Origin of the sequence: uncultured Fibrobacter sp. (assembly GCF_947166265.1) — a bacterium.
GTDB lineage: Bacteria > Fibrobacterota > Fibrobacteria > Fibrobacterales > Fibrobacteraceae > Fibrobacter.
In genome coordinates this window covers 1-24,151 of the sequence record NZ_CAMVDO010000024.1, presented here as the reverse complement: position 1 = coordinate 24,151, position 24,151 = coordinate 1, and the positions used below count along the sequence as shown (strand labels likewise).

Sequence of the window (24,151 nt, the reverse complement as noted above, 5' to 3'; positions counted from 1 at the left end):
TATGAATAAACGGATTATCTTTTTTGATGCAAATCTGTCTGTTGTACCAGCCATTAAGTACGCCAAATCTCGTGGCTTGCATGTTATCACATGCGACAACAAGCCCCAAAATCCCGGCCACAAGGAATCGGACGAAGCGCTCATGATCAGTACCTACGACACTGATCTTATTGATGCCTACATCGAAAAGAATCCCGTTGATGGCGTAGTCTTTTTCGCTTCTTCACACGGATACTTCGCAGGATGCCACGTTATAGAAAAGTTTCATCTGCCGGGTATTTCCGAAACCACGAAAGAAACACTGTCTTACAAAAACAATTTTAGACAGTTCCTTCAACGCAATGGTTTCACCTCTTTTCCAAAATTCATCCTCTTTAACGGAACGTCCATTCCGGAATCGATTGATAGTCTGACATTCCCTGTAATCGTGAAACCAACGGACCGCGGCGGAAACAAGGGAATAACGAAAGTTTTCCAAGAAAGCGAACTTCAAAGCGCTGTCGACAAGGCTCACGAGGAGTCTAATAGCGGAAATGTTGTTATCGAAGAATTCGTGGATGGAAACATTCAAATAAACGGTGATTGCATCATCGAAGACGGAATTCTAAAGATTGCTTTCCTTGGACGATATTTATATCCAGCAGTCAACGAAATTCTGCCTTGCGCAACGATTTTTGGGAAAGGAATCATTCCAGAAGATCTTTACAACAAGGTCAAGGATGAAATCCAAAAACTTGTATCGGCTCTTAAAATTCAATCTGGAGCCATCAATGTTGAATTTAGGGTATCCTCTTCAGGAAAAATTTATTTTATAGAAGTCAACTCAAGGCATAGTGGGAATTTCATCTACAGCCTCATGAACAGGGCCTATAAAATAAGTACCGAAGAACTTGCTGTAAAAATGGCTCTTAACGAGCCTCTTGACATAGATAAAGCAGAAGCCAATGGTTATTTTGCCTACTGTTTGCTATATTCAGAAAAAGACGGAATCCTTGAAGACATTAAAATCGACGATTACATCAAAAAATATATCGTCAAGGAGCTTTATTTCAAACAGAAAGGCGACGCTATCAACAAGTTTAAATTTTTGACAGACCGAGTCGGCTTATGTCTTCTGGAGTTCCCAAGCTACGACGAACTCATTTCGGTTACACATAATTTCAAGAACTATTTCCATATAACGTTACAAGATCATGATATCTAGATTAAAAGAAATTGCAAATGAAGTCGGAACCCCATTCTATTTGGCATACCCCGATAGATTTCAAAAGAACTTGACCGACTTTAACAACGCCTTCAAAAATCGATACAATCGATTTCTTCTTTCGTATTCATTCAAAACAAATTACACTCCTTTTTTACTAGACATCGTCAAAAGTAATGGTTTTATTGCAGAAGTTGTTTCCGAAATAGAATACGATTTGGCCCAGCAAGTCGGATTTAAAGGGGATCGCATTATTTTAAACGGTCCCATCAAAAGTGAAGCTCTAATCGAAAAAGCAATCCTCAATGGATCTATTGTAAACTTAGACTGTCTCTACGAAATTGATTTCATCATCAACATTCGAAAAAAACATCCAGTTTTACCGATCAATATTGGCCTTCGCGTAAACATGGAAATAAAGACCGACAACGGATCATCCGCCATACAAGGTGGATTAAAAGAAAGCCGTTTCGGATTTACGCAAAAAATTCTTGACGAAATCATTCCCAAATTAAAAGAGAATAAGATCAGTGTCGTATCGTTACATGGGCACACATCATCGACTAACCGCGTTGTCGAAAACTACAAAATTATCTCTTCGCGCCTTTTAGAAATAGCTCAAGTGCACGCCCTAGATGAAATCAAATATTTTGATTTAGGCGGTGGATTTTTTGGAGCAGCCCCCAAGGAAGTCGATATTTCAAAGCGGCCCTCCTACCAAGATTACGCCAACGGAATTTGTGACGTTTTACTCAACAATGAATGGTTTCAAATTCACAAGCCCCATATTGTAATAGAACCAGGGGCATCCGTTGTAACAAACGTCTTTGAATTGGTTACAAGAATTCATCAACACAAAACTATAAACCAAAAGGATTTCGTCATTGTAGACGCAAGCATCTATCAGGTACGGGCTCAAACAAGTAAAGTAAATTATCCCTATGATGAATACAGCGAAAGAGAAGAGGAACAGCCCATTACCGCTGACATCGTAGGCGCGACCTGTATGGAAACAGATGTTATAGCAAATCAAGTAACATTGAAGCACTACCACTATGGAGATTTTTTGGTTTTCAAGGGATCTGGAGCCTACAGGCACAACCTCACCCCATTCTTTATCAACCCACGCTGTGCCATTGTTAAAATGACGGAAGACGGGTACGAGGTTCTCCGCAAAAGACAGGACGCCAAGCACCTACTGGACATGTTGCAATAACAATTTTTCTATGCTCTCAAATATGAATCAGGCTCCTCTTGTATCCATTCTCTGCGCCACCTACAACCAGAAAGACTTCATTGCGCAAACAATTGAAGGCTTTTTGATGCAGAAGGTGAGTTTTCCCATCGAAATCATTATTCACGACGACGCTTCAACCGATGGAACAGCCGAAATTGTAAAAGAGTACGCCGCAAAGCATCCTGATATAATCAAGCCAATCCTTCAAACTGAAAACCAGCATTCTAAGCGCAACCCCATCTGGAAGAATTTCATTTATCCTGCCGCCAAAGGGAAGTACTATGCCGATTGCGAAGGAGATGATTACTGGACCGATCCTAACAAGTTGCAGCGACAAGTTGACTTTCTTGAAAGCCATTTAGATTATTCGCTTTCTACCGAAAACGGGACCGTATTATACACCAACACAAATGTAGCCCGTCCTTTTTCGGATGAACCGGAACACGATGTATCTTTGGAAGATCTTCTCATTCGAAGAAGATTTCCTACGGCGTCCGCTGTTTACCGCAGCGAATTTCTTCCCGAGTTTCTGCAATCAAAACAGCCCGGTTTCGATACCGCAATGTGGGCCTACCTCTCCACCAAGGGCAAAATTCACTTTAATCCAGTGATTTCATCTGTATATCGCCGTGGCTGTGGAATTACGGAAAGCAATAAAATCAAATGGGCCTACACAAGCGAGCGCTTCAACAAAGGTCTCAGCCAATTTTACAAGCTGAGCAAGAAAGTTCGCGACGCACGCAACAAAATTTTATTTACCGATTTTCGCAACGCTTTCAGGGCAGCCAAAAAGGCACATGACAAGAAAGAAGCAATCCATTTTCTATACAAAATGATTCGCCTTAGCCCAAGCCTTGCGGCAAAAACTACCATCAAAATCGCCCTTGAAAAAGCAAAAACGAGTTGGAACAATTTCAGGTACAATTACCTACCCATCTCTTATGGCATTGCAAAACAAAGATTCGAGACTCCGATAATTGTCTCGTTAACAAGTTATCCAGCGCGATTCCCGACGCTTCCTATATGCCTGAAGAGCATTCTCAATCAGACTTTGAAGCCCACCAAGGTCATCCTTTGGCTAGACAAAGACGTTTCCTTGGAAAACATTCCCCAAGAAATTCTCAAATTGCAAAAGAAGGGCCTAGAAATCCGTTGCGGAGGTGAACCCCTAAAGCCTCACAAGAAATACATTCACGCCATGAAGGAATACCGAGACGCATGCATCGTGACCGTAGACGACGATGTCATCTACACACGGGATATGTTAGCCTCTCTGTACGCAAGCTACAAAAAGCATCCCAACTGTATTTCGGCAAGACGCGTCCATAAAATCCTGTATGACATGAACAAGCACGCTGTCGACTATAATTCCTGGGATTACGATTGCAAAAAAGACCCAGGGCCTTCCCAGCAGCTCTTCGCTACAGGAGTCGGAGGCGTTCTCTACCCCCCCCATATTTTCGATATGGATTCAGAATTTTTCAACCCGAAGAATATAATGGACAACGCATGGTCCGTCGATGACGTTTGGCTAAAATTTATAGAAAACAGCCTCAACATCCCTGTCGCTTGGGTTCCCAATAAACAAACGCACCCCTTCTACATCACAAATAAGGAACTCGCAAAAACATCCTTATACATAGCCAATGTGCACAACAACCGTAACGATGTCGCCATCGAAAAGTGCGAACAATTTTTCGGCAAAGGCCTATAAGAGGTTTTCCATGACTTTCGTCTACGTACTCGTCAGCAATGAAAAAGACACTTATTATGAACAGACCATGATAAGTGCGTCTAGCCTGCTTGCGCACAATAAAGGAGCCCAGGTCGTGATTCTCGTTGACCAAGGTACTGCGGCAACATTCACGGGAAAAAGAACCTATCACAATAAAATTGACATACAAATCTGCGAAATCCAGGTTCCCGAAGAGTACAACAACCGCGACCGTTCCCGTTTTTTAAAGACCACGATGTACCATTACATCGACGAAGACTTTCTCTTTATCGACGGGGACACGCTTGTATGCGAAGAACTGAAGTCCGACTTTAGCGAAGATATATCTATCGGAATGGTACTTGACCGTCACCAGAAAATTTCTGAAGGCAGCTATCAGAATTTCTACGAAGAACGTTCCAAGCCTTTGCACTGGAGTGCCGGATACCAGGACTTACATTTCAACAGTGGCGTCATCTGGGTCAAAAAATCTCCCGCTGCCCAAAAGTTCTTTGACGAATGGCACAAGCTGTGGAAAGAAACGCTTGAAAAGTATTCTGTCGTTTATGACCAGACCGCACTCAACGAGGTCAACGTCCGCCAAGGTGGCATCGTGAAAGAAATAGACGGCACCTGGAATTGCCAGGTGACGCGCAGGTCTTCATTCCTCAAACATCTAAACTGCGCAAAGATCATGCATTACTATGCAAGCTTTGGCCTCACCTGCTTTGACCTTGCGGACAAAAACATTCAAAAAAGCATTCTCGAAAAGACTCACGAAAAACTGGATGCCATCTTGGCAAACCCCAAAATCGCATTCAGCTCCGTACAAGACGTAAACGCAGACCTGATTTCGGTCAAAGTCCAAAGGACAGCTTTCTACAGGACGATCGTATTCATGTACAAGCGTCTGAAACCGATTTACCGAACCATCGACAAAATTTGCGGGCTGATTATTCGTAAATGATTAAGCAAATCGCCATTTTTTTCGTTCTCCTTTTATGCATTCCGTTTGTTTCTTACGGAGTGGAGCTTCGTTACGCCTCTTGGAACATCCGCTGGGAAGACCCCAGGGATGTCGAAAACGGCGATGCATGGGAAAAGCGGAAAGAACCCATCGCGAACGTCATCAAATATCACGACTTTGACATTGTCGGCCTTCAGGAGGGCAGTCCCTACCGCTTAAAACAGTTAATGGAACTTCTTCCTGAGTATGACATCATCCTTTCCGACACCATGGAATACAACCCCATTATTATAAAGAAAGGATTATTCACCGTTGTCGACTACGGAAGGTTCTATCTGTCGAAAACACCCGAAAAAAAAAGCAAGAGTTGGGATTCCAAACATGCCCGCTACTGCACCTGGGCGAAACTTAAATTTCAACAGGATTTTCTGTACATTTTCAATGTTCACTTTGACTACCATGGCAAAGATGCTCAAGCCGAAAGCGCAAAGTTGATGAGTCGGAAAATCTACTCCATGGCAGGAAACACGCCATTCATCTTTGCCGGAGACTTGAATTTCACTTCAACATCAAAATCGTACAAAAACCTGGAAACCTCTGTCATGGTCGACGCACAAAAGATCGCCGAATTTACAAGCACACCCAACGGCAGTTACAACCACTTCGACCCATCACGTTTCGGCATTTGGCAGCTCGACCACATATTCGTCGCCCCAGGTACAAAGGTCAAGCGTTTCGGAATACTCAACGAGACCTATTACGACGGAGAAAAGTTTCGCTACCCCTCCGATCATTCCCCCGTTACAATCCGCTTTGAACTAAGCGGGGAAAAATATTAGTATATTTGGAAAATGAGCATCGCTGTCCTGCTATTCTTTTTTGGATTACTCATTACGATAATCTACTCCAATTCTGAAAAGCGATTTCTTACGCTCGTTATAGGAACGGTTATTTTCCCCAATGTAGCTCTGTTCACGCTCAATCCCTCTATATCGCCACAGCACATCATACTGTACGTTTATTTCATCGTTGAGTTTTTCAAGGATCGCGAGAACTTTAACAGAAGCATATTTTTCAACATCCTGACCATTCCCATATTACTCAATATTATCAGCTACTTTTTTACAGCCATTTACAACTCGGGAATCGCCTCCAAAGACATGTATTACGGCGTTCGCGACGCCATAGACTGTCTGGGATACATTTACGCTGCCTATCTGTACGCACGTCATGTCGGGATCAACAATTTTGCAATCAAGCTCGTTCCCTTCGTCTACATCATATGCTTCTGCGGCATTGTAGAAATCATGCTCAGCGACAACATCCCTTACAGGATGGTATGTGCAGCCTTTCCACATTACAACGGATCCTTCGACTTGAATTCTAAAGTCAGCCTTATCGAAAGCTGGCGCTTGCGAACCTTCTTTACCACCAAGCATCCCACGGCCTTTGGAATGCTTTTAATGTCACTTTTCCTTTTTTACCTGCCCTATCTCAAGAAAGACTCGTTTGACCGGAAGAAAATTCTACTTGTTCTGCTACTTCTCACCCTAAACATCGTTCTCTGCGGTTCAAGAACGGCTTTGGTATGTGCCTTATTGGGCGTGGCGCTTTTAATTTTCGATAGAGTGGGGCCGTTCATTAAGTTCCTCATTGCAGGAATCGTCGTTTTTTCCTTTTCGGCATTATTCTCCTTCATGTTGGACAATTTCCAGACCAGTCACGCGGGCAAAGGATCGTCTCTCGATTTTAGAGAAAGACAGCTTCTGTTCACGCTGGTTTCCATCAGTAATTCACCCATTTTTGGGAACGGAAACAAGTTTACCTCCCATGTTATTTTTGCAGAAGATACCCGTGCACAAGACAGCCACGGTGATGATTTGGGAGGGCTAGAATCCGTTGTATTTTCCCTCCTGATAGACCGCGGATTCTTTGGGCTTTTCTCCTATTACCTTCTTTTGCTTTGGATGTTTATCATCCTATTCAGGCATAGAAAGGCGCCCCTTATTTCCGGGGGATTTGCTTTGATTGCCGCCGGCACGGTATTCGTCACCTTGTCCGGAACCATCGGAAACTGCTCTCAATTTCTTTTCTTACTTGCCGGTTGCCAGCTCGGACAAATCGCAAAAGAAAAGAACGATGAATTAGAGGCCGACGAAAATCCTAGCCTCGACGGCGCCAAAGAATAACGGCAAGAATAAGATAAAGCCTTCGATAGGCTAAAATTCCAAAAACCTTCTCCGTTCCCACCAAGCGCATCGAAGGGACGTTCGCAACGAAGGGCTTATAGAACGGATCGTTCAGCAAAAGTTTAAGGTTTCTGTATTTTTTCCAAAAAGACAAGGAGCTCGAAAAAAGCTGTCCGGCTTGTTTCTTCGCATAATAAAGGAAACGCGACTGGTAAGCATTCATCAGCTGATCCGCACCATTCGTTTCAATAAAGAGAAGAACTTCTTTCGAAATAGCCTTGTACACCTCTATGGGAGATATTTCATGTGCATGGCACAGAGATGTCGACAGCACTCGATAACGGCAAATCGGCTCCTGCACATAGCAAACTCTATTAGAGTGCTGCAACACCTGCAACACGAAAATGCCATCTTCAAACAAGCTTATGGACAGGGGGAATTTAATTCCGTATTCCACAATCAATTGACGGCGAAAGAGTTTTGCCCACGGGGTCGCCAAAAGATATCCACTGCGTTCCGAAAAGTACGGAGAAAAGCCCCTATACAGCACCGTCTGCTGAATTTGAACAATCGTTTCACGATCAGAAGCAACAAAAGGCTTGTTAAAAAAAATGTATCGACGATCTTTCTCAGGGCCGTCATTTCCTTGGAATGATAAATGGTCTCCAAAAACGATATCAGCGTTTTCTCCAGATATCTTTTTATACAAGACATCAAGTGCATTTACAAGAAGCAGGTCGTCAGAATCCGCAAACAGTACATATTCACCACTGGCAGCATCAAGGCCATCGTTACGGGCCGCCGACACGCCACCGTTCACTTTATGGATAACCTTGATGCGGAAATCTCTTGCGGCGTATTCATCGAGAATGGCAGGCGAATCATCTACGCTGCCGTCATCGACAGCGATCATTTCCCAGTCAGAAAACGTTTGCGCAACAACGCTATCCAAGCATTCGCGCAAATACTTCGCCGAATTATAAACAGGAATAATGACGCTTACTGCAGGCATAAACAAACCTAGCTGTTTTGTTCGGTGCCTTCGACCGTTTCGAGCCCATGATGGTTGCGGTCATCCATTTTCGGAGGAGTCATGTAATCGCCATAGAGTTGCTTGCAGACAAAGTCGTAATCTTCAGGGCCACAAATTTCGGTATCTTCGAACGGATACATGCGTCCCTTACCGTAATATTTCTTATGGAACATCTCACGGAACTTGTAGGCGCCCATGGCATTCACCAGGTAATCCGACTTTTCGTAAGAAGTAGACGTCAACGCACGTTCAAGCGCGCGCAAGCAACTTTTGGTATTAAAGAGTTTCTGGATTGGCGTATGGAGTCCGATCCACACCAAAATTTTTTCGTGCAGAGGGCGCCCTTTTTTATGCACATCTACTAAAGTATCAAAGCAAGAAAAACGGAAAAGCGCGCGCAACACAAGCACTTGAAAGACCTTCAACTTACGAAGCAAAGCATTATTCGGCATCGCATCCAGCGGAAAAAGATCAATCCACGCATAAGTTTCTTCGGCTTTCAGCTTGTCGTGACGCACGACCTTGAACGTCGTATCTTCAATATGACCAAAATAGCGAATGTAATCTTCAGAATTTTTGTACGAGCGGAACTTGATTTTTCCTGTTCCGGACATTTCTTCTAGAATCTTGCAGAGGCGTTCGTAATCCGGACGCGGGATTCCGACATCGATATCATCGTCCCAGGGAATAAAGCCCTTATGGCGTACTGCTCCAAGCAAAGTACCGCCTAGAGCGTAGTACTCGATATCATGTTCCTTACAAACTTGCTGAAAGAACTTCAAGAGTTCCAGTTCTTTCAGTTGCAGCTGTCTAAGCGAGTTTGCCATGCATCAATTCAGCCTTCTGATCCTGAAGATACGCATCGTGCACGTTCTTGTCGCAGTCGTCAGGTTCCTTCATGTAGTCCCCGTACATCTGGGAAAGCACTCGGTCGTAATCTTCCGGGCCCATCAGCTCCATGTCCTCGAAGGTGTAGAGCTTGCCTTTTCCGTAATAGGACTTCGGGAACATTTCCTTGAACTTGTACTGTCCCATAAAGTTCACGACCCAGTTTGAATCCTGAACCTTGTAGGCCCTCAGGAGCTTATCGAGCTTGACGAGCCATTTCTTGTAATCGCGATGGCCGCCCAGATGGATGTTCTTAACAAGGGAAATAATGATACGTTCCGACAGCGGTCTGTTCGGGCGTTTCAGGTTCACCTTGTCGAAACACGCCACATGATAGCACAGACGCACCCACAAAAGACGGAGCATATGAATGCGACGCTTAAGCCAATTGTTAGGCATTCCATCTAGCGGGAAAATATCCACCCAGAGATTTTCCTTTCTGGAAACGAGGCTTCCCTCTCGGCTCATCACGTACCGTTTGTCTACAATTCTGGAGAAATAGTAATGATGGTCGGACTCGTCGCGATACGAACGAAGTTCCAGATGATCCGGCAGATTCTTGGATACCGTATCCAGGAAACGTTCGTAGTCGTCACGAACGATACCGATATCAATATCGTCATCCCAGGGAATAAAACCCTTATGCCGAACAGCCCCCAACAGGGACCCTCCCAGCAAAAAATAAGGTATTGAATTATTCTCCAGGAATGGTTTAATTTCCTTGAAAATATTCAAAATAGACAACTGTGCCTTCGAAAGAGGCACCGGCTGTCGTGTTTTTGAATCAAGCCCCATGGCTACTCCGCTTTTCCCTTGCCTATGCTAGACACTTCGAAACCGATCTTCTTCAAAGCGTCTGCATCCAGGATATTGCGTCCGTCGAATACGAAGGCAGGCTTTGCCATGCCCTTGTAAATACGGTTCCAATCGAGTTCCGCAAAGCACTTCCATTCCGTGCAGACTACCACTGCATGAGCTCCTTCGGCAGCCTTGTACGGATCCTCCTCGAACTGAACCTGGTCAAGCACGTCCTTCAAATCGCGCTTGGCATCAGGAATAGCCTTCGGATCGGTTACGACCGGCAGTGCATGTTCGGCGAGCAAGTCACGCACAACCAGGTTTGCCGGGCTTTCGCGAGTGTCACCGGTATTGGCCTTGAAGGCGAAACCGAACACGGCAATCTTCTTACCTGCAATCGTGTTGAACATGGTCTCGAGCATACGGTCCACCACACGGTGGGTCTGCCATTCATTGATTTTCACCACCGATTCCCAGTAGGCGGCCACTTCAGGGAGACCATAGTAGCCACACAGGTACACGAGGTTCAAAATATCTTTCTTGAAGCAAGAACCGCCAAAGCCGATAGAGGCCTTGAGGAACTTGGAACCGATACGACGGTCCTTGCCCATCACGTAGGCAACTTCGTCCACATCGGCACCCGTCTTTTCGCAAAGGGCGCTAATCGAGTTAATAGAGCTGATGCGCTGGGCCAGGAAGGCGTTCGCGGTGAGCTTCGTCAGTTCGGAACTCCAGAGGTTTGTCGTGAGGATGCGGTCACGCGGCACCCAGTGTGCATAAACGTCGACCAGCTTCTGGCAGGCGGCAAGGCCCGATTCCGTCTGGTGGCTACCGATGAGCACGCGGTCCGGTTCAAAAAGGTCGTTAATGGCGGTTCCTTCGGCGAGGAATTCCGGGTTGGAAAGCACTTCGAAGTGCAGTCCCTTGTCGTTAGAGTTCAAGATTCGTTCCATGGCGGCGGCGGTACGCACCGGAAGCGTGGACTTTTCCACAATGATCTTGCCTTCGTCGGCAATTTCGAGGATATTGCGGGCCGTCTTTTCCCAGTACTGCAAGTCGGAGGCCTTACCGGCACCATGACCAAAAGTTTTCGTCGGCGTATTCACCGAAACAAAGATGATATCCGCTTCCTTGATGGCAGCAGGGATATCCGTGCTAAAGAAGAGGTTACGGCCACGGGCGCGCTTCACCACGTCATCGAGGCCGGGTTCAAAAATCGGGAGGTTGTCGCTATTCCAAGCGTCAATACGGGACTGGTTGATATCAACCACAGTCACTTTTACATCGGGGCACTTGTCGGCGATAACGGTCATAGTGGGGCCACCGACATAGCCCGCGCCAATGCAAAGAATCTTAGTATTGTAACTCATAGTGTGCCCAAATTTAGAAAATTCAGGATTTCCCATATACACTATAGTAGCTAAAAAAAAGTCAAAGAGCGGTTCTGTAAGATATACATCACATTTTTTTGTTCCCTTGGTGTTCGCAAGAGAGCGCTGTATACACAGACTACTTAAAAATCGCTTTTAATTCGCTTATTTCACCGGGCACAACAGTCCGCGAGGCTTCCTTCACCCCGTCGCTCCACCCCTTCCACACACCCCCAGCCGAAGGCGATGCAGTCAAGGTGACCGGGAAATTTTCAAAGAACGGGATTGTCATCGTAGACCGATCTAGAGGCAAGCCGTGTACAAGAATCGTCCCCGATCCCTGAACCGTCAAGGTCAACGGAGCAGACTCGCCTAGTTCAAAATACTCGCGAAGTTCCTGATACAAGACCTCCGGACGCTTTTGGGCGAAGTCCTTGATCGACTTCAGCTGATTTTCCATCCTAGACGCATTCAGTTTCCAGCGTTTCTGGTCTCGGGGAATTTCGGATTCGATTTCAGCCATCATGTTCTTAATTCGAGCAAGGACTCGGGAACTTTCGAAATTCATCTGGAGAAGCGCTGTCATACGATTGATAAAAGTGGCCTTGAAATCGGCATTTTCGAACATTCGCCTAAACAACAAAGTGCTTTCAGGCCCGTTAGGCCAAGTTTCGCCATTTTCCGCCAACGCGAACTCAAATATGTTGTTCGTATACTGGCTAAAGTTGTTTCCCATTCCAAAATCCATATCGTACAAGAACCACTTCCACAATGTTTTCGGATTTGTGCCGCGCCATTTTTTTAGGTTGTTGCTCGGCCAGTCACGATTATTGGAATAAAGTTCCACCTGCATATAGTTCATCAAGTTATCCACATCGATTTGCGACTTCACGTAATCGTAGTCCTTGTCGCTCTTCAGGTGATGCGTTTCCAGCCAATCCATCAGGGCTACATAGTCAGTCGCAGACCCCGCCGACACGGAATTGTCCGCCTTGAGCAAATCGATTTCGTCAGGATCAAGCCCGTAATGCGTCTCGAAATAGTACTCCGTCGAACGTTCACGAATGCTATGGATGCCATAATACTCCCCGTTGTAATACACAACCGCGAACCTTCCGCGTTGGTAATCGACACCGAGCCCCTCGCTAACAGAACTGGCAAGGCGGTCGCGAATGTAGTCCTGTCCGAAGTTGCTTCCATTGTTGCGCAGCAGGAACACCTTGAACTTGTTCAGTTCCGGAAACTCGGGGAAAAGGCTGTAGTGCAGGCGCTTGTCACCATACTTTTCGCGGAAAGTAACCGCGACGGACTTCTTGGCATTCTGACGACTGTAATTTCCAAATATCTTGAGTCCCGCCCGCTTAGAAAATGCAGGCAATTCGGACTCCGATTCCGTCAATTCCACAAACACGGGAATTTCCTTATCCTGCCAATAATTCGCTCCATAATGAGGTTCCTTCTCCTGAGCGTTAGGGCCTTCCATGTAAATTCCCGAATCAGGGTCAAAGAGTGAATTCGGATCCGCCGTCAGGAATACAGCTGGCAATTTCGGCTTTTCACCAATAATGTAGGTGCGAACCAACTCTTCACCCGGAAGTGCCCCCGGCACGAAAGAGGCGCAGCGAATCGTCGCAGAAGATTTTATCTGCACAAGAGCCGTTTCCGTAGGACCTTCCGTAGGGGCAATTCCGCCAACAACACAACGAACCGAATGATTCCGCGGAATTTTCACTTCAAAAGGAGCCGCATAAAAACCAGACGGCGGGAATTCGGCCAACGTATCAACCGCAGGGGAACGGCTCTCCATCACGGACGATTTCACCTGACCGTAAGGAGACGGCAAGGCAAATCCAAATCCGGTCGTTCCATCGGCCAGGGATCCCAAATTCCAAGTCTTTCCTACTGGAATCTCGGGATACTCCACCGAATCCGCAAGAGTCGTATCGGCATTTACCAGATACAGTCGAGCCCCCTTCTCCGAAAGTCTGAAACCCGCATGCGGTTCATGTCCCCGGTTTCGAGCAATGTAGCTGAAAACCTTGACCGTCACCTCCTGCGACTCATTTGCTTCCGGACTCATGCGCGTTCCGTAAATATTCTTAAGGTCCGGAAAAGTCTTCCCGATCGGAAGAGGCAACCGGTACACCGTAGAAGAATCTCCCGTCCCCGTTAGAATCATCTCGTACCCTTTCCAGTCATCGATATCAGGCTGCGTAAGCCTAAGCGAAACTTTGCGGTCCTTAGTAATGAAGGCGTGAACCAGGAGCTCGTTAGTCGCCGCCATATCGAGGACGTCACTCGGATCGCTATTTCCTGTTCCTACAAACACGGCAATTGAAGACCAGCCAAGGTCTTCATTTTCTCCCAACTTCATGACGGCACCAAATTGACGTTGTTCCTTATCCTTAAAACAGTTTTTCTTTTGACCGGGCAAGGGGTCCGCATAACTATAACCTGGTGGATCATTCTGCGCGTCGGTCCAAGTCCAGCAGCCAGGACCAATCAGGTCAAGCGAATCGTGCGGGTAAACATAATCAGGAACATCTTTTCCCGACATAAAGACCAACAAGTACGAATCCGGAGCAATCTTTACATTGCCGAATTTCCACTTGAACGGGCGTGCAAGCGAATCCGTAAGCGCCATCCCCGAAAGGTCTACCGTATCGGAAGACTTGTTATAGAGTTCAATCCACCCCGCATCACCCCCTTCATGATCTTCGTAAACGATGTTAATCGGATCAATTTCCGAAATCACCACGTTGCCCCCTACAAAAGGAAGCCCCGGCTCATTTTCCGGCACACTATCTTCCGAAGCAGAACTGACTTCGGTAATATCGGAAACATCATTCGATGAACTGGACGAATCATCGGAACAAGCCGAAAGTCCTAAAACCAACAGCAACAACAAACAATAGTACATGATACGTCTGCACACCATAAGACGCAACTAGGAACGTTTTTTTCGGCGCGACCTACGTACAATAAACAGACAGGCGCCAACCAGCACCAGGGTCACCGAAATCACCTTGCCCACAGGGAATGCTTCCGAAAAGACGAGAACACCGGCCAAAGTCGGCACAGCGGCACCGACAGCAGCGCTAAACGGAACAATGAACAGAGCGCGCCCACGGGAGAACGACACCTGCGAATACAGGAAGGCAATTCCATAAGTCGCAATGTATCCGAGAGTCCTGAAATCCATTAGCAAACTCGCGATGGACGAAAGCTCGATATGGTCCAAGTCAAAGTCCATCGCGAGGCTCTTGTAGAACGCCGCCGAAAGTCCAAAGCCAACGCCCATAATCAGGGAGTCCACCATTTCGCGATCCTTGACCCAGAGGTGCGCAACAAGCGTTACCGCACTGAGTCCACCCGCATACGCCCAAAGCATTCCGATATTCTGCACCGCCGTCGATTGGCCCATGCTTTCCACCGAATAAAGAAGGCCCGCCACGACAAAGCAAATGGCGACAACAATACGCTTAGTCAAGGTCTCCTTCAAGATGCAGAAACCCATCAAGGCGGTAAGCACCGGATTCAGCACCATCATCGGCTGCACCTGACTAAGGTCATAACGAGCCATGGCAATATAGTAGCCCAGTGTAGCAAGCCCCGAGCAACCGATTCCCAGCCACCAGAACTTATTCGTAATCACGCCCTTGAAAAATTCCCAAGGTCTGGAAGTTCCACCCGTGCGCTTGCCGACCGTGGACACACCCGATTTTTCGAGAATGTTCCCACAAGCAAAAAGGAACGCCGGAACAATTGTAAGGAGGAGGAAAAGCATCCGCTAAATTCCGTCGTAGATTTCCTGGTAAATCCAGTAATTTCCCATGACGCGTTTCACGTAGTCACGGGTTTCCCAGTAGCTGATTTCTTCGGCACGGATATCCCAGGGTTTGCCCTCGCCAGCAGTCTGCCAGCGCTTAGTAGGCTTGGGGCCGGCATTGTAGTTTCCGAGAACGTACATATAGTCGTCGTTGTATTCGGCCTTCAAGTCAACCAAGTAGCGAATTCCCAGACGGATGTTCATGTAGGCGTTAAAGAGTTGCATCGGTTCGAAATTTTCGAGGCCTTCCTTGCCGGCGAGCATCTTGCCCGTCGCGGGCATAATCTGCAAAAGTCCGCAAGCACCTGCCGGCGACATGATTTCGAAGTTGAAAATTGACTCCTGGCGCATCACGCTGTACACGAAGAACGGGTCGATGCGTTCACCCGAATGGAACTTGACCTGGTCCCTGTAGGGGATCGGGTAAAGGTAATGCAGCACGTCAATGGGCGGAGTCATCAGGCGGCGACGATCGATATTGTTCTGGAACTGACGAGCAAGGCGGTACCCCGCAGCGGTCTCACCCATTTCGTAGAACAACTTGCCGTACTCATACAAGAAATCTAGGCGTTTCGCGTTCTTCTTGCGAGCCTCGTCGTAAAGCGCAAAAGCCTGTTCGCTGAAACCGTACTGGAACAACGTGCGGATTCTCTTGTAACGATCCGCATTGTAGCTCGTATCGGGCTTTCCCACCTTCTGCGAGGCACGCACCCAAGCGAGCGTCTGCTCCGGCGCCATCAGCACCCCATGCGCATAGGGAACATCCTTTTCGGCCATCAACTTGTATTCCACCAGCTTTAGGCGGCTGCGGTGCGCATAGTAGGCCAGCGGGAAATCGCGGATACAGTCAAGGTAAGCTTCGCGGGCAAGCGAATCCTTGCCGAGCTTCATGTAGGCATCGCCCAGGAACATTCGAGCGCCACTTCCACTCCACAGGAACGGTTCCTTGGACGCATCGATAAACGCATCTACCGCCTCGTTCCACTTTTCCTGCTTAAACAAAACAAAACCGATGCGGAACTTCGCCCACTGTCTCTTGACGTTATTCTTGAAGCGCTTGTGCGAAAGCGTCCTGTAACAAACGATGGCGCTGTCGTAGTTTTCCTTCTGCTCGTACTCAAAGCCTTTCACCCAAAGGTTGTTCGCATTTTCCTTGCTGTACTGGCTCGCATCCTGCAAGGCGGCATCCATCTTGCGGATTTCCTTTTCGTAACGCAGCGCATTGTTGCGGTACAAGCGCAGAATCGACTGCATCCACAAAGGACGCGCTTCCACGGAATCCAGAAGGAACTTAAACTGCTTAATCGATTCATCCTCGCGCTTCAAGGTACGGAGCGTCACGGCGCGTTTTTCCCACAGGTTGATGCGGGTCGCCATATCCAGCGAAGAAGGCGGCAAATTTTTCTGCAAGGAATCTTCGGGCGGGGGAAGAACCGCTTCTGGTGAAAGCGACACCAGCATCGAATCCAGGACATGAATGGAATCCAGCAGGACAAGGCATTCGCCGGCATTGTCCTTTGCGCAGGCCATCTTGGCATACGCCACCTTTTCTTCCAGAGTTTCGGGGGCTCCACGCACCTTGCGGAGTCTCCGGATAGCGGCAAAAGCGGAATCCTTATAATTCGAAGAACTCGTAAGCAGCTTCAGGTAAATGCGCTTCGCATCCTTCATCTGCTTGAACTGTTCCAAGTACTGCGCATAACGGAACCGAAGAGCCGCAGCGTCGTCAGACTTCGGATACTTTTCCACGAAAGCCTTCAGCGAATCCGCATGGGCGTGATCGCTTAGCGTAGAATCCGCCATGGCGGCCTCGATTCTCAGCCGCGATGCAGCCCTATCGAAGGATGCGTCATTTTCATAATTCTTATAGGCGGAAAGAGCAGAACGCATCTGCGGGAATTCACCGAGCTTGAACTTGGCGGTTGCCATACGGAGAATGACGGCTCCGTCCAACAAGGTATCGCGTCCACGCAAAATATCGTACGCGGCATAAGCGCTATCCCACTCTTCCCTATAAAAAAACTGGGCGGCACGTGCAAATTCGCGAACATTCTTCGGTTGGGACTGATCTTCACTCAGCGATTTCAACCGACTGTAACGCACCACCATATCCTGAAAGTGAGCCGGAAGAATCTGTTCGTCAGCAGCATACGGATCGGGAGGCGTCAAGGGCATCGTCGCAATCAGGCTGTCCGTCGAAAGGGTCGGACGCGGATTCTCGGGAGCCGCAACAGAATCGCCCTGCGGGGCCTTTGGTGCTGCAGGTACCGTCGAAAGCGAATCCGCCAAGGCGAAGACACTCAGAAATACCACCAAACAAACAATTCTACACATGTACTCTTTCCCCTAGAAAATATCAATGAAGAATGAAAAATTAAAAATGAAGAATCTATTCGGCATCATTTTTAATTCTTAATCTTCTTGCTACCGTCCACCTGACCCACAAAGCTCGATATTCCCAGATCCCTAATCGTCTGAGCGTACTTTCCGTGCATATAGGCATTCACGCTTTCCGCATCTTCCATCTGGAGTACCGTCAAGGCAGAATCACGAACATCTTCAAAGTTGATCGAACGAATAATCTTCTTTGTAGACATCACGCTCCAGGGAGTCATCGAAAGTTCATCGACCCCAAGCCCCACCAGGAGCAGCACACTCATCGGGTCCGCACTCATTTCGCCACAGACCGCCACGGGAATCCCCTCGCGGTGAGCCGCCTGGACTGTCTGGTAAATCATGCTAAGCACTGCCGGATGGTGCGGCTGGAACATATCGGTAATCAACTCGTTCGTGCGGTCTACAGCCAGGGTAAACTGAATCAAGTCGTTGGTGCCGATGCTAAAGAAATCGACTTCTTTCGCTAGTTTGTCTACAATCATCACGGCGGCGGGCACTTCTATCATCACGCCCATTTTCACCTTAGCTACATTATGCCCTTCGGCCACCAATTCCTTATGGCACTTTTCAATGCAGGCCCTTGCACGGCGAAGTTCCGCCATTCCCGAAATCATCGGGAGCAAAAGGCGCAGGTTGCCCTTGGTGTTCGCCAGCAACAAGGCCTTCAACTGGGTACAGAAAATATCTTCGCGGTCCAGGCATACGCGAATCGAGCGCCAGCCCATAAAGGGGTTTGACTCGTTCACCGCGGTAATGCCGCTTACAAGCTTATCGCCACCGGCATCCAAGGTACGGATCGTCACCGGGCACGGTGACATCGTTTCAAGAATGTAGCGGTAGGCATCGCGCTGTTCATCCTGAGTCGGAGCTTCGTTACGAAGGAACAAGAATTCCGAACGATAAAGACCGATACCGGTAGCACCAAAATCCGTCACCTTCTCCGATTCCGACGGAAGTTCGATGTTTGCATGTAGGGTAATGTACTTACCGTCACGGGTCATCGGCTCCAGCTGACGCATCGTAAACAGTTCGCGTCGTTGCCTTTCGAACACATCCTGACGGGCATAAAATTCCTTGACATCGTCCTGAGTCGGATTGATGACAACCTGTCCACTGGAACCGTCCACGATAATCGTGTCGCCCGACTGCACCAGGGCCGCAAAATTACGGAGACCCGACACGAGCGGAATCTGCAACGAGCGTGCAAGAATCGCCACGTGGCTTGTTCGGCCACCGGTATCCATCGCAAAACCAGCCACCTGGCCAGGCTTAATGGACATCAAGAGACTCGGCAAAAGTTCGTGACCCACAAGGATGACGCCATCTTCCTGAGCCACATCCTCCAATACAGGTCCGGAGTCTTCCATTGCCGCCATCAGACGGTTGTAGACATCCCTCAGGTCCGCCGCCTTGTCACGCATCGCCGGCGAATCAATCTGCTCAAAGCGATCGATGTATGCCCCCAGGACAACATGAACCGCCCAACGAACATTCTTATGATCTTTCTTAATCTTGTCTAGGACCCCATTTATAAGCTCGGGATCCTGTAGAATCATCAAGTGCGTCGCAAAGATGAGGCTGTCCTTCATCCCTGTACGACTTTCTGAAATTTCCTTAATCTGCGTGACTTCCTTAATCGTCTTGTGGACAGCCTTCAGAAAAAGCTGTTCCTCGTCTGCAAGTCGACTTTCCGGAAGTGTTTCCTCGACCACCGAAATCTTTCGGTTAATCACCGGGAAAACGCGCCCCATGGCAAAGCCAGGAGACGCAGGCACGCCCTTCAAAGCCATGCGGGCGGGAGCCTTTTTCTTACTAGCAGGGTTCTTCGTTGAAGTGGTCATTAAACAGACTTTCCAACTGTGAAGCTACACTTTCTTCGTCTTCGCCGTCAATTTCGAACTTGACCTCGGAGCCTGCCGGAATAGCAAGCATCATCACGTTCAAAATGCTCTTGGCATTCGCTTTCGAGCCCTCGAAAACAATCGAGATGTCGCTCTTCGCCTGTCCGGTAATATCAACTATCATACCGGCCGGTCGAGCGTGAATACCCAACTTGTTCGTTACCACCAGTGTTTTTTCAATCATTTTTTCCTCAGAAAAAATCCACGTTGATATCAAGACCATCATGCAGAATAACGCGCACCAGGCTGTCCGCCGAATGCACCGTCTTCACCAAATCATCATGCAAGGTTCGATCGTTCAGCAAAATTCCCACCGTATTGTCCTTGGATTCGATTTTCGTCTGAACCTTGACAATCAGCTCGTCCAGATGGTTGGTTACGCCTTCAAGTTCGCCAATCAGCTTGTCGGCATTCCCCATCACCTTGTCCGTATTCGCAAACATATTGTCGATAGGCGGCTTGACTCCGTCTAGCAGCTCGTTCACCTTCACCACCACCTGGTTCAGTCCTTCCAGGCTCTTCTTTAACTGCGGGTCGGTCGTATTCAGCATGGTTATGGCACGGTCTTCGAGTTTTTCAGCCTTCACAAGCAGCGTCTTGAAGCGTTCCTGGAAATCGGGATTCACAATCGTCTGGTTCAGGGCGTGCTTTACCGATTCCAGAAGAATCTTGGTACTGTCGCACAGTTCACCCGCAAGGCCAATCGCTTCGGCAATACCCGCATCGAACTGACCCGTGATGGTATCGCCCGGTGCGAAGTAGTTTTCCTCGTCACCCAGGATAATTCCGATCTGGCGTTCACCCATGATACCGATGTTCTGTACACGGATTTCGGAATCCTTCGGAATCTTCACGTCGGTCCGCAAGCGGATAGTCACCACCACGCGGTGTCCCGACAGTTCAATGGACACAACCTTACCGAGCTTTACACCGTTTACCTTTACAGGGTCGTCCAACACCAGAGTGCTCACCTGGGTAAAGCGCAAATGGAACGTGTTAAATGTTTCGCGGGGATCCTTCTCGTTCAAAAAGAATACTCCGAAAACAAGAATTATCAGGGCCAGTATGACCACTAGGCCGACTGAAAAATAAAGAGCCGTATACTTTTTCATTTGAGTGCTAATCTAGCATTTTTTACGTGCAACATAGGAGAAAGCCCCCTAAAAAGGGGGCTTTGAAGCATCTTTAAACGAAAGTTTATTGGGCGGTTTCGCCGCTTACTCTTCCACTCGCGTAATGGGGCTATTGTTCTCGATGCCGTTTACGTGGCGGTCGAGCCAGTCCCAGAGCAGGGCGTCGCGTTCTTCCTTTTTAAGCAGGAACTTTTCGCGGCCTTCCTTCTGCATGAACACGTCGAGGTAGGTCATCAGAACGCCCCCGGCAACAGAAACGTTCATCGATTCGGTAATGCCGTACTGCGGAAGCTTGAATTCATAGTCGGCATGGGCAAGCGTATCGGGGTGGTTCCCGTGGAATTCACTTCCCAGGTAGAATGCCGTCGGCTGGCTCAGATCCAGATCCAGAACAGAATTCGTCGTATTCGTACTTGCAACCGCAATCTTGTAACCCTTCGCGCGCAGCTTTTCCATGCAGAGCATGCGCTTCTTGTAAAGGTACAGACTCATCCACTTGTAAGAACCCTTCAGAATGGACTTGTTCACGCTGTAGGCATTGTCTTCTTCAATAATATGAACATCCTGAAGCCCAAAGACTTCTGCGGTGCGGATCACGGCAGAAATGTTGTGCGGATCAAAAAGATCTTCCAGCACCATACAGAAATGTCTTGTACGGCGGTCCACCACAGACGTCAAAAGCTCACGACGACGTTCCGTCACCCGCGCAAGCAGGGATTCCATAGATTCTCTTTCAGCACTCATTTCGATTCCTTGATTTTCTGAATATCGTTCACCATGATGGGGACCGCCTGCATGTCCTGCTCACGCTTTTGCTTGCGGGCCTTCTGCAGACGTTCAAAATCGCCCAGCTCCCAATGCGCACCGTTCACCACCTCCTCGAAATCCAGTACATACTGGACATTCTCGGTAGACTTTAGCGATGCGCTCTTGAGCATCGGTTCCTTGTTGCCGTCAAAATACATCTTGGCAGCTTTCTTGACATCGTTTACGATATGTTCAATTTTTGAATTCACCACGCTCCGGAACACGTTCATCTGCATAATGGAATTCAACACCGAATTACCCGGGAACACAATCGCCGTTAACTTATACTTAATCCTGTTGCCGGGAATGGGATCCATATCCAGGTAGGCAATCGCGGTTCCATGCAAGGACCACTTGAGAACCTGGGCATGTCCATAGCCAAAGAACGTATTGCGCATCCCAAGCTTTTTTCCAGCGCTATCCTGCAAGGCCCAGTAGAACTCCCCAGAAAGGCTACGCCCGTTGCTCCCGTTAAAGAAACGTCTACTCGGATGCGTGTATTCGAGCGTATAGTTTTCTTCGAGATAGGCGTTGATGAGTTCCGCCGTGAAAGGCATATTGTCGAACAAGTAGCTAATCACATTTTCGTTCAGCGGAAGCGTACCGGAATAAACGTACTGAACTCGGTACTGTCGTCCAAGCCTCGCATAAATTTCGGGAACCATGGGGAACTTCGGTTCGGGCGGGTATCCTCGGCGGCCTATTTCCTTGTAGGGTTCGCAGAACTCGTCGTTATACTTCACCTTGGACCAAGGCTTCTTGTCTTCTTCGAAGCAACCTTCGAAATCAACATTCAGACAGATTTTGAGACCCGAACAAAGAGAACGCAAGTCATCGTTGTTTCCAAGTTTCTTGCGCAAATTATCATGCAACTTTTCCCTTGCCACCGTGTCGATACTTGCGGCCACAGCAGCATCTTCTGCCCACAGAGAAACAGGGCATACAACGCTGACCAGCAAGGCAAGAACTAAAGAAACCATCACGTTCCGCAACATATTCACCTGTCCCTAAATTCCAAGCTATCCTGAGAAACAACGGTAAAAGGCTTCAGCGATTCAAGCTTTGCAACCGGCGCGACAATCGAGACCGTCATCTTGTCCATGTCGAAATACTTCTTCACCATCGCCTTCACCTGCTCCGCCGTCACCGCATTGATTTCCTTCACGTAGTCCAGATAATGGTCAAACGATTTTCCGAGCAGTTCACCTTTTGCAAAAATTTCTGCCGTCGAAGACGGGCTGTCGAACAGGCTCGGGAGGCTTTCGATCAGCGACTTTTTCGCCTGAACAAGTTCATCTTCCGTCGGACCGTTCTTCGCAAATTCCTCCACCACCTCGCGGATAAGTTTCAGAGCAAATTCAACCGACTCTACCTTGGTCTGCAAGGCGATTGTCACCATGGCCGTATCGCGGTAGTCGTTCCCGACCGAACTGTAGACACTATAGGCAAGACCCTCGTCACTGCGCACACGGTTCATCAGGCGGCTCGTAAAGCTTCCGCCACCCAGAATAAAGTTCGCCACTGCAGCAGGATAATAGTCCTCGTGAGGTCTACGAACGAACGGTTGGTTCATAGAGATATTCGCCTGCGTAATATCCTTGTCCACCACATAGATCCCCGGCTTGCGCACAAACGACAGCTGTTCTGGAGCAGGGGCTTTCGTCTGGGCGGTCTTCGTCGGTTTTGAAGGGGCCTTCAACGCAGCTTTCCAGCCTTCGAAAAACTCCTTGAGCACCGCGACCGCCGAATCCCGATCGACATCACCGGAAAGTGCAAAAATAATGTGATCCGAAGAGTAGACGCCTTGTGCAAGACGCTTCACATCAGCAACCGAGACCTTCTTATAGTCATCGGCATTGGCGTCCCAGAGTCTTGGATTCGGAGCGTAATTCACCTTGGAGCGAAGCGCAGAAAGCACCTTCGCGGGAGTATCGTAGCGACGGTCGTATGCCGTCAAGAAATTCGCACGTAAAATTTCAAACTGTTCCTTGTCGAATGCAGGAGCCGTCAGGACCTGCTTTGCAAGATTCAGCATTCCCGGGAAATCCTTCGACAGGCAGTCGATATCGAACATCGACGCAAACGTACCCACCGAAGAGCTTAAGCCGGCACTGATAAACTCAAGCGAATCATCCAGTGCGCGAGCGGAAATACCGCCACCGGCACCGCGACGAAGCATACTCCCGACCATCGAAGAGGCAGCCTCGTCCTTAAGGACTGCCGGAACACTCGACTCGTCGAAGTAAACCGTAAAATTCACCAAAGGCAGGCTTCGGTCACTCACGATGTAACCCACAACGCCGGGAGCAATTTCAACACGATAGTCTTTCGGATACGGAGCCACGTAGCGGTATTCAGGGAATTGAATATCCTTGTAACTCTCCGGAATAGAAGGCGTTTGCGCAGCACTTGCAACCGGAGCCGCCGCGGAATCCTTCGGAAGTTCTGCGGCTATAGCCTGTTCAGCCACGGGCTCAGTCTCTGGTTCAGGCGCACCGGCACACGCAAGCATCAAAAACAGAGATGCAAGCAGCAACGGTAAAGAAAACCTGCAAATTTTCACGTTAATCATCGTTGTTAAAAATAGAAAAATAGAGGAGCATCCGTTGAAATATAAACGCCCTATCATGGGGGGAAGCCTCCCCCTCGCGAAAGCCCTGCCAAATCCGGCACGGGCCTCCTTG

At 48.2% G+C, this 24,151-nt stretch carries 19 protein-coding genes; 6 read left to right on the top strand and 13 right to left on the bottom strand.

Features of this window, described 5'->3' with window-relative positions; translation table 11 throughout:
- Position 1 precedes the first annotated feature (1 nt).
- Genes Q0W37_RS11340 through Q0W37_RS11315 form a run of 6 tightly spaced genes read left to right on the top strand, consistent with a single transcriptional unit; the run spans position 2 to position 7,311 of the window.
- Entirely contained in the window at positions 2-1,204 is a 1,203-nt protein-coding gene (locus Q0W37_RS11340; protein WP_297701677.1) for an ATP-grasp domain-containing protein, read from the top strand.
- Entirely contained in the window at positions 1,194-2,420 is a 1,227-nt protein-coding gene (locus Q0W37_RS11335; RefSeq protein WP_297701676.1) for a hypothetical protein, read from the top strand. Before Q0W37_RS11340 ends, Q0W37_RS11335 begins: the two co-directional genes overlap by 11 nt.
- Positions 2,421-2,442: 22 nt before the next feature.
- The gene (locus tag Q0W37_RS11330; protein WP_297701675.1) at positions 2,443-4,155 is read left to right on the top strand and encodes a glycosyltransferase; all 1,713 of its coding nucleotides are present in this window, start codon (positions 2,443-2,445) and stop codon (positions 4,153-4,155) included.
- A 10-nt stretch (positions 4,156-4,165) separates the two neighbouring features.
- Positions 4,166-5,122, top strand: coding sequence for a putative nucleotide-diphospho-sugar transferase (locus Q0W37_RS11325; RefSeq protein WP_297701673.1), 957 nt, complete (start codon positions 4,166-4,168; stop codon positions 5,120-5,122).
- A complete protein-coding gene (locus Q0W37_RS11320; protein ID WP_297701671.1) occupies positions 5,119-5,961 on the top strand; it encodes an endonuclease/exonuclease/phosphatase family protein in 843 nt (280 codons plus the stop codon). Before Q0W37_RS11325 ends, Q0W37_RS11320 begins: the two co-directional genes overlap by 4 nt.
- 12 nt (positions 5,962-5,973) lie before the next feature.
- Positions 5,974-7,311, top strand: a complete 1,338-nt coding sequence (locus Q0W37_RS11315) for an O-antigen ligase family protein (RefSeq protein WP_297701669.1) — start codon at positions 5,974-5,976, stop codon at positions 7,309-7,311.
- On the opposite strand, the gene Q0W37_RS11310 is transcribed toward Q0W37_RS11315, so the two are convergent.
- The 13 genes from Q0W37_RS11310 to Q0W37_RS11250 all read right to left on the bottom strand — a co-directional run bounded on the left by Q0W37_RS11310 (position 7,286) and on the right by Q0W37_RS11250 (position 24,039).
- Positions 7,286-8,323 carry a glycosyltransferase family 2 protein gene (locus Q0W37_RS11310; RefSeq protein ID WP_297701695.1) on the bottom strand — a complete coding sequence of 346 codons (1,038 nt, stop codon included), beginning with the start codon at positions 8,321-8,323 and terminating at the stop codon, positions 7,286-7,288. The genes Q0W37_RS11315 and Q0W37_RS11310 overlap by 26 nt on opposite strands.
- Before the next feature lie 8 nt (positions 8,324-8,331).
- Positions 8,332-9,171, bottom strand: a complete 840-nt coding sequence (locus Q0W37_RS11305; RefSeq protein WP_297701667.1) for a phosphorylcholine transferase LicD — start codon at positions 9,169-9,171, stop codon at positions 8,332-8,334.
- A complete protein-coding gene (locus tag Q0W37_RS11300; protein WP_297701665.1) occupies positions 9,155-10,027 on the bottom strand; it encodes a phosphorylcholine transferase LicD in 873 nt (290 codons plus the stop codon). The genes Q0W37_RS11305 and Q0W37_RS11300 overlap by 17 nt, the downstream gene beginning before the upstream one ends.
- Positions 10,028-10,029: 2 nt before the next feature.
- Positions 10,030-11,400: a nucleotide sugar dehydrogenase gene (locus Q0W37_RS11295; RefSeq protein ID WP_297701664.1), complete on the bottom strand. Its 1,371-nt coding sequence runs from the start codon at positions 11,398-11,400 to the stop codon at positions 10,030-10,032.
- Positions 11,401-11,539: 139 nt separating this feature from the next.
- Positions 11,540-14,320, bottom strand: a complete 2,781-nt coding sequence (locus tag Q0W37_RS11290) for a CotH kinase family protein (protein ID WP_297701662.1) — start codon at positions 14,318-14,320, stop codon at positions 11,540-11,542.
- Positions 14,321-14,347: 27 nt separating this feature from the next.
- A complete protein-coding gene (locus Q0W37_RS11285; RefSeq protein ID WP_297701660.1) occupies positions 14,348-15,187 on the bottom strand; it encodes an EamA family transporter in 840 nt (279 codons plus the stop codon).
- A gap of 3 nt (positions 15,188-15,190) precedes the next feature.
- A complete protein-coding gene (locus Q0W37_RS11280; protein WP_297701658.1) occupies positions 15,191-17,563 on the bottom strand; it encodes a lytic transglycosylase domain-containing protein in 2,373 nt (790 codons plus the stop codon).
- Positions 17,564-17,634: 71 nt separating this feature from the next.
- On the bottom strand, positions 17,635-19,467 hold the full coding sequence (ptsP, locus tag Q0W37_RS11275) for a phosphoenolpyruvate--protein phosphotransferase (protein ID WP_297701657.1): 1,833 nt from the start codon (positions 19,465-19,467) through the stop codon (positions 17,635-17,637).
- Positions 19,439-19,711 carry an HPr family phosphocarrier protein gene (locus Q0W37_RS11270; RefSeq protein ID WP_072979301.1) on the bottom strand — a complete coding sequence of 91 codons (273 nt, stop codon included), beginning with the start codon at positions 19,709-19,711 and terminating at the stop codon, positions 19,439-19,441. The genes ptsP and Q0W37_RS11270 overlap by 29 nt, the downstream gene beginning before the upstream one ends.
- 7 nt (positions 19,712-19,718) lie before the next feature.
- Positions 19,719-20,555, bottom strand: a complete 837-nt coding sequence (locus Q0W37_RS11265; RefSeq protein ID WP_297701654.1) for an MlaD family protein — start codon at positions 20,553-20,555, stop codon at positions 19,719-19,721.
- A gap of 189 nt (positions 20,556-20,744) precedes the next feature.
- A complete protein-coding gene (locus Q0W37_RS11260; protein ID WP_297701652.1) occupies positions 20,745-21,404 on the bottom strand; it encodes an RNA methyltransferase in 660 nt (219 codons plus the stop codon).
- Complete coding sequence (locus Q0W37_RS11255; protein ID WP_297701650.1) at positions 21,401-22,447, bottom strand: hypothetical protein; 1,047 nt, start codon at positions 22,445-22,447, stop codon at positions 21,401-21,403. The genes Q0W37_RS11260 and Q0W37_RS11255 overlap by 4 nt, the downstream gene beginning before the upstream one ends.
- Positions 22,448-22,464: 17 nt before the next feature.
- A complete protein-coding gene (locus Q0W37_RS11250) occupies positions 22,465-24,039 on the bottom strand; it encodes a pitrilysin family protein (RefSeq protein WP_297701648.1) in 1,575 nt (524 codons plus the stop codon).
- Between the last annotated feature and the right edge of the window lie 112 nt (positions 24,040-24,151).